Below are 11,955 nucleotides of genomic sequence, written 5' to 3'. Positions count from 1 at the left end.
CTTCATTCAAATGAACGCTCACCCCGCCTTCGCTGCGCTGCCGAACGCCTGAATAATCGGCTCCAGCAACGCGTGTTTCGTTTTCAATGCGGCTTTGTTGACCACCAGACGGCTGGAAATATCGACAACGTGTTCGACCGCTTCCAAGCCGTTCGCCTTAAGCGTGTTGCCGGTGGAGACCAAATCGACGATGGCGTCGCTCAAACCGACCAGCGGCGCAAGCTCCATCGAGCCGTAGAGTTTGATGATGTCGACGTGGACGCCTTTGCCTGCGAAATGCTCGGCGGCGATGTTGGGGTATTTCGTCGCGATACGCAGGCGGCTGCCGGGCTGCGAGGCTGCGGCGTAGTCGAAACCTTTGCGCACGGCGACCATCATGCGGCATTCGGCGATGTGCAAATCCAGCGGCTGGTAAAGCCCGCTGCCGCCGTGTTCGATCAAAACGTCTTTACCCGCGATGCCGAAGTCTGCCGCGCCGTATTGGACGTAAGTCGGCACGTCGGTGGCGCGGACGATGACGAGTCGGATGTTTTCATGGTTGGTGCCGATAATCAGTTTGCGCGATTTTTCGGGTGCTTCGGCGGGAACAATGCCCGCCGCTGCCAAAAGCGGCAGCGTTTCTTCAAAGATGCGCCCTTTGGACAGGGCGATGGTCAGCGTGTTTTCAGTCATTGTTGTTGTGTGCCGTCAGACTTTGAACCTGTATCAAGCAGGCGGTCTGACTTTCTCCACTATATGTTTCAGATGGGAAAAAGGTCGTCTGAAAACCGCGACCGGCATTCAGACGACCCCATGCGGATCAAAGCAGTTTTTTGATGTCGGCAGCAATGGTGGCCGGCTCGCTGCCGTAACGCGAGAAAATCGCCACTTCGCCGGTTTTATCGATCAGATACGCGCCGGAAGAGTGGTCAACCAAATAGTTTTCGCTGTCTTCTTTTTGATTGACTTTGGAGGACACCACGCGGTATTGCTGTTTGATAACCGGCAGGCTTTGGTCGCCTGTTGCAGTCAGACCGATAAATTCAGGATTGAACTGTTTGACGTATTTGCCGATGACTGCGGGCGTGTCGCGCTCAGGGTCGATGCTGACGAACACCACTTTCACATCTTTCGCCTGATCGCCCAACTGTTTCAATGTGTCGCTGTAAGTCAGCAATTCGGTCGGACAAACGTCGGGGCAGTGCGTATAACCGAAGGACAGAATCACGACTTTGCCTTTCAGGCTACTTAAGCTGAACGGTTTGCCGTCGCCGTCAGTCAGCGTGAAATCGCCGCCGATGTCCTCTTTACGCATATCCGTTCCGGGCGCTTGAGGTGCGGGCGCGGTAGCGGCAGGTGAGGATGCGGCGGGAGCGGAAGCAGGCTGTTCGGCCGGAGCCGCTGTTGAAGAAGCGGCTGAAGCAGGGGCAGGATTTTGTTCCGGCGCTTTGGCTTCTGGTTTGCAGGCAGCAAGTGCGGCAAGGGCGAATGCGCCCAAAATGGCGGTACGGATTGCAGTAGGCATCATAAAAATTCTCCAATGCGGGTATGGTGTGTGAACGTCGTCTGAAAATAAAAAAATGAAACGAACGCTGCCATCTTAGCGCGTTTGCAACATTTAATATAGCGGTTTATGCCGTTTTTCGGCTGAAAATGAATGATGTTTGATATAAGTGGAAAGAGTAGGGCGCGTCGGGAACAAAATAAAATGAATTTAATGTTTTTAAAAATCAAAAATATAAGCAATATGTCTGCAAACATGGCAAGATTTTGCTTTACAAGCCCGAATACGCCGCTATAATAGCGACTTCTTCACCAGCCCAGGTGGCGAAATTGGTAGACGCAGGGGACTCAAAATCCCCCGCCGCAAGGTGTGTCGGTTCGAGTCCGACCCTGGGCACCACAATAAACCGCTTATCAGCGGTTATTTTTTTGCCTGTCGAAAACTCATATTAGAAGCCAACATTTTGATCAATCAGGATTTTTGTTGGTTTTGCCATGTTCTCAGTATTGGATCAAAACAAACACGCGGTTCAGCAAAAGTCGGATTCATTTACCTCTTATTTCTCCGCTTATGTTGAATAAATACCGCCAAGCCCGTTTTATGACAAAGGTCGTCTGAATAAACTATACTTTCAGACGACCCCTATTCAATCACGGAGCTTATCCATGTCCATCCGTTTGACCACGCTGTCTCTAATACTTGCCGTCTCAGCCTGCACGCCTACCGTTTCCCCATCTGCAGAAACGTCACCAACCGTCACACAATCCGCCATCGATACCGCCTACTGGACAGAACAGCCCTATTGCAGCGGCCGCTATCAATTGCGCCTGCCGTCCAAACGCCGCCATGGCAGTACGCACCTTGGTTACAATGGCTGGAGCGTGATGGTTATGTTTAACGACTGGGATAGAAACGTTAGGACTATCAATAGGTTTAAACGTAGTGGTTATGATGGAACGGATATTGTCGTCGATACCCGTACCCTGATTCCGGATCGGGCGATGATGCAGGTAACGCGAAAAGGATTTGGCTGGGAAGATCTTGTTGGGGATGACGGTATGCCCTACGAAGCCGACTTATATTTCAAGCTGGATAATGATGACGCCTATATCGTACGCAGTTTTTTCTATATCCCTGCCGAAAACGGCAAAGCCCCTGCCAACTGGAAAGCCCAAGAAAAAGAAGCGATAAACACCTTAGAGAAAAAATTCCGCCAAGAAATCCTCAGCGGTTTGAAAACCAGGCAGGAATTTGAAGTGCCAAATAAACACGGTATATGCCTGATAGGCGGTTTTATCGCCGATGACGGCAAAAAACCGTTTGAAGTTCATAGCACCGTCGAATTTGCCAAACAACACGATATGAGTCTGGAAATCATGCACGGTGACGTACTGGAGGCAGGCGAGCCGACGCTGCTGCAGCGTAAGGTAAATCTGGGGAAAGGCGCAATGGTTAAAGCGCTAACCCGCACCATCCGCCAAGGCAAACGCACCATCAACGGCATGTCGGGTGAGGAAAAACTGGTGAAATGGGGCGGCAACAAATATATGTTCTTTTGGGAGCGCGACGGTGGCGATCCGCGCATCATGATGCAGTTTGGCGCGGAGAAAAAAGACGGAACGAAGCGCAGTGAAGCCGAAGTCCTTGCGATTTGGGATACGGTTTTGCCGACTTTGAAGCCTGTGAAGCCATAGCGATGAAAAGGTCGTCTGAAAATGGTTTTCAGACGACCTTTGTTTTGGGGAGGCGGCTCAACGGGTTACGTTGCGCCAGTCACTTTCGAAATAGCTGACGAGGATTTGGTTGTTCAGATAGTTCGGCTCAACCTTGCGCCTTGCCATGTCCGGCGGGAAGCGGAACATTTCGGCGGCGGTTTGGGCGTTCAGATAACGGGTAGGAACGTCGAATTTCTGCGGGACGGGGAATTGCTTATCGAAGCCTGCCAACACAAATCCCCATTCGCCGAAGGAGGGGACGTAAACGTGGTAAGGCGCGGTGGACAGGCCGGCGGCTTCGAGGGTGGCGACGACCGACCAGTAGGCGTTGGGGGCGAAGTAGGGCGAGGTGGATTGGACGACGATTTTACCCTGCGGCTGAAGATGGCGGGCGACGAGGCGGTACATGGGGACGGAGTAGAGTTTGCCCAGCGAGAAATTGGACGGGTCGGGCAGGTCGATGATGATGACGTCGAATTTTTCAGACGACCCCTCCAGCCATTTGGCGGCATCGTCGTTGACGACGTGCATTTTGGGATGGGACAGCGAGCCTTGGTTGAGCGCGCTTAAGGTGGCGGAGGTTTTAAAAGTGGCGGTCATGTCGGGGTCTAAATCGACCAGGGTAACGTTTTTGACTTGCGGGTATTTCAAGACTTCGCGCGCCGCCAATCCGTCGCCGCCGCCGAGGATGAGGATGCGGGCAGCGTTTTGAACCATCTGCATGGCGGGCAGGACGAGAGCTTCATGGTAACGGGCTTCGTCGCGGGAGGAGAATTGCAGGTTGCCGTTGATGTAGAGGCGGGTGTCGTCTTTCCAGCGGGTAACGACGAGCCGCTGGTAGGGCGAGTGGCTTTGATAGACGACAGGGTCGCCGAAATAGCTTTGTTCGGCTTTGAAGGAGATGCGGTCGGCGTAGGCAAAGGCGGCAGCGAGGACGGACAAGACAATCAGTGCACGCAGGCGGATGGTGCGGTAGCGGGGCAGTTCGGCTTTGAATACGCGTGCGGTCAGGTAGGCGACGGCGGCGTTGAGGATGCCGAACAAGAGGGCGGAACGCGCCATGCCGAGTTTGGGGGCGAGGAGAAGAGGAAAGAGCAGGGAAACGGCGAGTGCGCCCAAATAGTCGAAGGTCAGGACTTTGGAAACGAGTTCTTTAAACTCCGCGCCTTTGCGGTTTAACACGCGCATCACCAACGGGATTTCCATGCCGACGACTGCGCCGACAATCAACACGAAGGCGTAGAGCAGGGTGCGGAACGGGGCGGCGGAAAGCCCGAAGGCGACGAACAAGGCCAGTGCGGAAATGCCGCCGATGATGCCGACCAAAAGTTCGATTTCGATGAAGCGGTGCAACACGTCTTCGTCTTTGATGTAGCGGGTCAGGTGCGCGCCTATGCCCATCGAGAAAAGATAAAGTCCGATGACGGAGGAAAACTGCAAAATGCTGTCGCCCAAAAGATAGCTCGCCAGCGCGGCAATGATGAGTTCGTAGGCGAGGCCGCAACTGGCGACGATGAAGACGGAGATGATGAGGGTGCGGTTGGCGGTCATGGTGTGGGCGTTGTATAGGGGTCGTCTGAAATCTGAAAACGGATGATTCGACAATGGAGGGGCTTGATGTGTAAAACGGTATGCCTTGAACAGAAATGCGTATCCTGCCGCGCTGCCTTGGGTGTTGAATGTATGGTTTTTCGAGTCCAAAACCGTTTTTTAAGGAAGGGCCGGTTTGCGGTGCGTCCCCTTTAATTTCAGATGGCTTAGAGTTGTGGCATAATCCATTATATCAAAATACCGAGGAAGCCCTATCGTGAGTATTTCACTGCCCCAATACCTGCTTTACCTGCAATATATGCTTGCGGGGGTGGCGATGACTGCCGTTTTCGGCGTGGTGTATCTGCGGATTACGCCTGCGGAAGAGTTGCGGCTGATTAAAAACGGCAACCTTGCCTGCGCCTTATCGTTCGGCGGCGCACTGGTCGGATTTTGTTTGACGCTCGCATCCAGCATTGCCCACAGCGTCAGTTTCGTTGATTTTATCCTGTGGGGTCTTGCGGCGGCGGTGATTCAGATTTTGGTGTATTTCGCCGCCACGATGATGATTAAAGGCGCAACGGAAGAACTTATCGGCAACAACGTCGCCGTCGGCGCGCTGTTTGGCGCGGTGTCCGTATCCATCGGCATCTTGAATGCGGCTTGTCTGACCTGATGCTTCTGTTTTCTTGGTTTCAGAAAGTTGTGTGTTTCCATAAATATAGTGGATTAAATTTAAATCAGGACAAGGCGACGAAGCCGCAGACAGTACAGATAGTACGGAACCGATTCACTTGGTGCTTCAGCACCTTAGAGAATCGTTCTCTTTGAGCTAAGGCGAAGCAACGCCGTACTGGTTTAAAGTTAATCCACTATACTAAAAATTTCAGACGACCTGCCTGTCTGCAAGGTCGTCTGAAAAGGTAAACGCACCGTCAGTGCATCAGAACGTATATCGTACTTTTACACCAGCTTCATGGGTGTAGTTTTTAGGTTCGGTGGAACCATATATGCCGTCTGGCAGATAGACGAGGGCCGTATCCGATTTCTTGACTTTCCAGCCGCGATAAAACGGAACAACGCTTATTTTAGATTCGTTGGCGAATTTTTTAGATACGGGTACTTCGACTTCGATGCCGTGTCCGCTCGACTGTTTCATTTCAATGTCCTGATGGGCGTGATAAGAATGCTGACGGCCTCTCAGGGAATGGTTGTAGGCGATATTGGGTGAAACTTCGAAACCAGCAGGAAGCGCAATGTTTACACCAGCATTGATTTGTGCATAAGTGGTCCGGTTTTTGCGGTCGTAATTGTTTGCTACGACGCGGGAACCCAAATCTTTCAAAACGCGGTGACCCACGCCCGCTCCGGCTGTCAGGCTGACACGGTCGTTAATCGGGTGCGTATATTCATATAAGGCGCGGACATCATAGACGCGGCGCGGAGAGCCGTTGAACGTGGCAGTGCCGTATTCCGTTACATTGCCTCTTCCGTCCTGATACCTTCCTGTGTAATCCGACTTGCCTCGGGAGTAGCGTCCTTCTAATTTTGCCGCATGGCGGTCGTTAAAGCGATATTTGACGCCGCCTGTCAGAGACCACAGGTTTCCCTTTTGACGCATAAGGCGCTCGCCGTCTTTATATTCCCGATAATTCTCTTTGTAATATTCCGTACCCACGGTAAACTCGACAGGACGGGCAGCCTGTGTGCAGACGGCGGCAGACAATGCCAAAACGGCGAAGCAGAAACGGGTGGTTTTTTGCATGTATATTCCTTTTCTTTGTTAGAATCAATATGATAAGTTAGAGAAATTGCACTAACCATTCTATAATGACCCAACAAAACCCAACAATTACCGATTGGCGGATATATCAACCGCTCAGATTTTTCATCCGACGATTTTCCCGATGGGCATTTTTCGATTAGCGGCGAAAATCCCCGAAATAGCGCAAACCTGACCGTCTACACAAAGCACAGGCGGCAAGCAGTCCGACGCTATGCCGATATTCTTGGAAATGCCGGTGTTTAACCTGATTTTATAATCGGTTGAAGAAAACATACGTTTTCTGCCCTTATGTCATGTCTACAACCGACAAGTTACCCATTCTTCAAAATAAGGAACCGCAATGTTCAACTTTATCAAGAAACAGTTTATCGACGTCATCCAATGGCCGAATCCCGACGACAGCCTGCTGATGTGGCGTTTCCCGATTGCTGACGAGGAAATCCAAAACGGCGCGAGCCTGACCGTGCGCGAGGCGCAGATGGCGATGTTTGTCGACGAGGGCGTAACCGCCGACGTGTTCGGACCGGGGCGTTACACGCTCAATACCCAAACGCTGCCGCTGCTGACCAACCTGAAAAACTGGGACAAACTCTTTGAATCCCCGTTTAAATCCGATGTTTACTTTTTCAATACCAAACAACAGCTTGCGCGGAAATGGGGTACGTCGCAACCCGTTACCGTGCGCGATGCCGAGTTCGGCGCGGTGCAGTTGCGCTCGTTCGGCATGTACGCCTACCGCATCAGCGATCCGACAAAATTCTTCAAAGAAGTCAGCGGCGTAGCGGCAGAATACAGCGGCGTCGAGTTGGAAACCCAGTTGCGCAATATCGCCGTCACCCAACTCGCGGCGGCGTTCGGCAGCTCAGGCATTCCGTTTTTGGACATGGCGGCAAACCAAGTTTTGCTGTCGCAAAAAATCGGCGAATTGCTCGGCGCGGAATTTGCCAAACTCGGCTTGACGCTGGAAAACTTTACCGTCGAAAGCATCACTCTGCCTGCCGCCATCCAAGAAGCCTTGGATAAGAAAATTTCCATGGGCGTCATCGGCGACTTGGGACGCTACACCCAATACCAAACCGCCGAATCCATCCCGCTTGCCGCGCAAAACGAAGGCGGACTTGCCGGAATCGGCGCAGGCTTGGGAGTGGGCGCAGGCGTCGGTCAGGCAATGGCTGGCGCGATGGCGGGCATGATGCAGCCCGCAGCACAACCTGCCCAAAGCGTTCAGACGACCTCTGAAGACCCGCAGGCAAAATTGACGAAACTCAAATCCCTGTTGGACGGTGGTTTGATTTCCCAAGAGGATTACGATAAAGCCAAAGCGGAAGTGTTGAAACAGTTAATCGGCTGAGGAAAGAGGTCGTCTGAAAACACTGGGTCACTCCAAAATATTGGATACTCATAAAAGCCTGCTTTGGTGGATTAAATAAAAAGCTGGGTTCTGTATGTGACAGAACTCAGCTTTTTTAATTGCTGTATGCACCGATGTGCTTTCAGACGACCCTTTAACTAAGTTCGATAGATTTAGTTAAAGTGCGTGTATATCAAATTTTTTCAAAACGTTTTCTCAAAATCTATAAATACACGATTTTTTGTATAACCATGAAGTTCATTAATATTGCTGTTATTGTTTGTATATCGCCAATTTAATCTCGGCGTAATTTCTAGAAAACTCAGTTTATTGTGCCAGAGGCTTAAATTGGTAACCACGACATTATCTGTACGATGACGGTCGGTAAAGACGTAATGTTTTCCATCAAAGCGTTCATTGTAGTGATTGATGATAAGGCGACTATTGAAATTTTCACCCCAAATTTGCCCCCAACCTAAGTAACCTCCTATCCGTTTGGAGCTGCTGCCTGCGAAATTTTCAACTTTGTCACGCGCATAACTCAAACCTCCTAAGAAATAGGTTTTATCATTCATCAGGTAGGTCGTCCCAAATCCAATCTGATAATCTTTCCCTTGTTGTTTGGTATAGGCATAATCTTTTTGTGCAAAGGTTCCGTTGGCAGATAGACGTAAATTTGGTTTTATCCAACGTGAAACACCTAAATCTACACCTGTACGCGTGTAATAAGGATGATTTCCGTAGCGACGCTTTTCTAAAAATGGCATAACAAAACTATCTGTTTTAAAACTTTTATTTTTATAACCAAGACTGACTTTTGCCGTTTGATCATCATAATCATGATTATCCCAATAGCTGACACCGTCGACATCGCCTGAAAGAGCGAAATAATGGTTGCCTTTGAGATTGATATCGCGATCAACGGATAGGGCGTAGGTAAAACCATGCCCTTTTTGTGGCAGATAGTCAGAATTTTTTTCAAAAGCCAAGTTATCAAATTGAGGAAGATGGATTTCACGCTCAGCTGAAACGTTGTTGATATTGTTGTCTTGGGTGTAACTCAGACTGCCTGAAAATTGCCATTTATTTTGCCCCATAGCGTTTTCATAAAGGGCAATAGTAGGAAGGACATCTTCTGGCAAACCTTGCTTTTTGGCAGCATTAAATTCATGTTGTGAATTACGGGTTTGCTTATCCTCATAAAGCATAGCAGCCAAGTCTAGACGAACGGTGACAAGATTAGGATGTCGAACAAGAATATTACGGTAAAGTGTAATGGCTTTTTTATGCTTTCCTTGCGAACGCCAAATTGCGCCTTGCGCATAATCCAATAAAATAGGGTCATGCATATCCCATTTACGATATATAGGCAAGAGCTGCTCTGCAGCAATATAGTTTCGCGCTTGCAATGCTTGATTTAACAAAGGTTCGGTCAGCTCTGGTTGTTTGGCTAGATCATCTAATGTCAATGTCTGAGTATGCTCATTCAAAGAAGCCTTGACACCTTTCAAAAGGGAGGTACCTACCTCCGGTGGTTTAGGAATGGCCATTTCTTGGATTCTTTCCATCTGGCGATCGGCTTCAGTTTCAGGGTTAGCAATGGTTTCGGCAGTAACCATTATGGGAAATAATATGCCCGCAATAAAAATGAATTGATTAGATTTCATGAGTATATTTTTCAGAGAATTCAGAATATTTTAAGTTGCCCCTCCAATTGCGCTTTTGTTTATTTGCAGAGGGGTTTGCTTGGAAAATAATAAGCAGCAGATGCCAAGCTCCTGCTGCTTATTGTTTAATCAGCGTATTAACGCTTGCCAATAAAACCAATATTATTTTCACCATGGCTGGTCGTAATTTTTAATACACCACCCACTTCTTCAGCGTTTGGGCCAGCAAAACGTATGTCACCTTTACCATAAATCACTTTATTTTCACCTGGATTTTGTCCTTTCATCCAAACGGTGATGTCTTTAGCAAGTTGTTGGCTTCCCACCAGAGAGACTTTTTGACCTGCGTTTGCAGAAGGCATTCCACTATCTGTTTTTACATAACCACTAGCGAAATATACATTACGTTTGTCATCTAAGCGACGATTGGTAATCTCACCATTAAAGGTAACAGTATTGTAACCCATATATGGTTCATGGAACTGCGCAGTCATATTCATCACGCCGTCTTGTTTACCATCTCGGCTAGAATAGGCAACACCTGTATATTTAGCAGATAATCCTTTTTTAGTCTTCATATTATAGACATTGGCGAGGATACCATTATCAGTAATAACTCGGTCAAAAATGCCGACGTTAAACGGAGTATTGACCCCATAAGTACCATCGCCATTTTTATAGCGCCATGCAGTTAATGAGAGATATTGTTGATTAAAACCATTGGCTTGTCCAACATCATAAGTATAAATCGCACGAACTTCATTCACCTTTCCATAGTGCAATGCACTAAACATTTCAGCAATTACACGTTTGTTTTGAAATGCGCCTAATGCCTTATTATCATCAATACCGGTATGAATTGAATTTAATGACACTTCGGTCATTTGCCCTTTATCAGCTACAATTTTCAACCTACCATCTTTTTGTGTTACAAGAAAATAGCTACCAGCAGGGTAAGTATATTGTTTATCCGCAACCCAACCCAATGCTTTAAGCGCATCTGCGCGCTCTGGATTTACTTTTGCTGCTTCCGAGCTAACTTTAAATGTAGTAGCTTTATTCAAAGTAAAGCGATATGCATACTCACCATTTTGATTAACATACAATTCATCATCCGGATTATTATTAAAATAATTATTCAAAGAATGTGCATATCGAAACCCACTACTAGGTTTAGTAGATATCTTCCATATCGGATTACCCTCATCATCTAACCTATATTTTACATTAGCTAATACGCGACGCCCTTTATCTAAAGCAGTTTTATTATCTGCATTAGTTTCAAAATTATTAAACCATTGTGTATAACGGCTTCCCCCTACGCTATCCAACTCGAATTTGCTAGCTGTTTGGTCTAATATATTAACGCTACTACCCTGTTTAATTAAAATACCATTTGCATTACGTTTATCTACACCAATCAAATTTATTGAATTTAATGGAGTATCAATTTCATCATAACCATACTCTCTCTTAATATATCCATCGATTTTATTTACTGTATAGCGTGTTGCCACACCACCCAATATAACCGTTTGGGGACGCAAAATTTTATATTTTCCACGGCCTCCAGAAGTTGCAACAATATGTGAACTATCATAAATAGAAGTAGGAGGGTTAGCCTGCTCTAACAATGGGTTTGCAGCAAAGTTATTTGCAATAAAACCTGTATCTACTTCAGCTTGGCTAAATTCAGCAAATTTATATTCTTCTTTTTCTAATGTATCATTTAATCTCAGAGTTACTAATTTATTCTGAATATTTTTAGAAATTTGCTCATTAACTTGAGCTAAATTATCTTTACCGGTATTAGGTTTGGTTGCATTGTTCTTACCGGCATTATCCTTACCGGTAGTAGGCTTGTTTGCATTGTCCTTGCCGGTGTTATCTTTACCGGTATTGGGCTTGGTTGCATTGTCCTTGCCCGCGTTATCTTTACCGGTATTAGGTTTGTTTGCATTGTCCTGACCGGCGTTATCTTTACCGGTAGTGGGCTTGTTTACATTATCCTTGCCGGTGTTATCTTTACCGATACTGGGCTTGGTTGCATTGTCCTTGCCCACGTTATCTTTACCGGTAGTAGGCTTGGTTGCATTGTCTTTACCGGAGTTATAGTCAATTAAAAACAAAATAGTACAATACTCAACTTTGAAGGTTTAACCATGGCATACTCTGCGGACTTAAGGAACAAAGCTTTAAACTATTACGAACAATGCAAAAACATCAGCCAAACCGCAGCAACGTTTAACCTGTCAAGAAACACGCTTTACCTGTGGATTCGCCTTAAAAAGCAAACAGGCAGCCTAAAACATCAAGTCACCGGTCTAAATGCCGTCAAATTGGATAGGCAAAAACTGGCTCAATATGTTGGGCAACACCCGGATGCCTATCTGCATGAAATCGCTAAACATTTTGATTGTACG

General features: G+C 47.6%; 9 protein-coding genes, 1 tRNA gene and 1 pseudogene. 5 read left to right on the top strand and 6 right to left on the bottom strand.

Going from position 1 to position 11,955, the window contains the following annotated elements:
- Positions 1-18: 18 nt before the first annotated feature.
- Positions 19-672, bottom strand: coding sequence for an ATP phosphoribosyltransferase (gene hisG, locus HMPREF1028_RS04460; protein ID WP_003777514.1), 654 nt, complete (start codon positions 670-672; stop codon positions 19-21).
- Positions 673-799: 127 nt separating this feature from the next.
- On the bottom strand, positions 800-1,507 hold the full coding sequence (locus HMPREF1028_RS04455) for an SCO family protein (RefSeq protein WP_003777516.1): 708 nt from the start codon (positions 1,505-1,507) through the stop codon (positions 800-802).
- Between the two features lie 290 nt (positions 1,508-1,797).
- Here HMPREF1028_RS04455 and HMPREF1028_RS04445 point away from each other — a divergent pair.
- Together HMPREF1028_RS04445 and HMPREF1028_RS04440 are read left to right on the top strand one after the other, a co-directional pair.
- A tRNA-Leu gene (locus tag HMPREF1028_RS04445) sits at positions 1,798-1,882 on the top strand.
- A gap of 266 nt (positions 1,883-2,148) precedes the next feature.
- Positions 2,149-3,177, top strand: a complete 1,029-nt coding sequence (locus HMPREF1028_RS04440) for a T6SS immunity protein Tli4 family protein (protein ID WP_009311609.1) — start codon at positions 2,149-2,151, stop codon at positions 3,175-3,177.
- Positions 3,178-3,234: 57 nt separating this feature from the next.
- Here HMPREF1028_RS04440 and HMPREF1028_RS04435 read toward each other — a convergent pair whose 3' ends face one another.
- The gene (locus tag HMPREF1028_RS04435; RefSeq protein WP_009311608.1) at positions 3,235-4,749 is read right to left on the bottom strand and encodes a polyamine aminopropyltransferase; all 1,515 of its coding nucleotides are present in this window, start codon (positions 4,747-4,749) and stop codon (positions 3,235-3,237) included.
- A 256-nt stretch (positions 4,750-5,005) separates the two neighbouring features.
- Here HMPREF1028_RS04435 and HMPREF1028_RS04430 point away from each other — a divergent pair, with 256 nt between their 5' ends.
- On the top strand, positions 5,006-5,404 hold the full coding sequence (locus HMPREF1028_RS04430) for a DUF350 domain-containing protein (RefSeq protein WP_009311607.1): 399 nt from the start codon (positions 5,006-5,008) through the stop codon (positions 5,402-5,404).
- Between the two features lie 267 nt (positions 5,405-5,671).
- Here the strand turns inward: HMPREF1028_RS04430 and HMPREF1028_RS04425 are convergent, their stop codons facing one another.
- Positions 5,672-6,493 carry an outer membrane beta-barrel protein gene (locus tag HMPREF1028_RS04425; protein ID WP_009311606.1) on the bottom strand — a complete coding sequence of 274 codons (822 nt, stop codon included), beginning with the start codon at positions 6,491-6,493 and terminating at the stop codon, positions 5,672-5,674.
- A gap of 361 nt (positions 6,494-6,854) precedes the next feature.
- Between HMPREF1028_RS04425 and HMPREF1028_RS04420 the strand changes: the two genes are divergently transcribed.
- Entirely contained in the window at positions 6,855-7,865 is a 1,011-nt protein-coding gene (locus tag HMPREF1028_RS04420) for an SPFH domain-containing protein (protein ID WP_009311605.1), read from the top strand.
- A gap of 203 nt (positions 7,866-8,068) precedes the next feature.
- On the opposite strand, the gene HMPREF1028_RS04415 is transcribed toward HMPREF1028_RS04420, so the two are convergent.
- Positions 8,069-9,532 carry a surface lipoprotein assembly modifier gene (locus tag HMPREF1028_RS04415; protein ID WP_009311604.1) on the bottom strand — a complete coding sequence of 488 codons (1,464 nt, stop codon included), beginning with the start codon at positions 9,530-9,532 and terminating at the stop codon, positions 8,069-8,071.
- 137 nt (positions 9,533-9,669) lie between these two features.
- Positions 9,670-11,661 (bottom strand): hypothetical protein, encoded by a 1,992-nt coding sequence (locus tag HMPREF1028_RS04410; protein ID WP_232203785.1) that lies wholly within the window; start codon positions 11,659-11,661, stop codon positions 9,670-9,672.
- Positions 11,662-11,694: 33 nt separating this feature from the next.
- Between HMPREF1028_RS04410 and HMPREF1028_RS04405 the strand changes: the two are divergent.
- A pseudogene (locus tag HMPREF1028_RS04405) lies at positions 11,695-11,955 on the top strand (IS630 family transposase); the annotation flags it as partial.

It is taken from the genome of Neisseria sp. GT4A_CT1 (genome assembly GCF_000227275.1).
Classification (GTDB): Bacteria; Pseudomonadota; Gammaproteobacteria; order Burkholderiales; family Neisseriaceae; genus Neisseria.
This window is presented reverse-complemented; position numbering and strand designations above follow the sequence as displayed.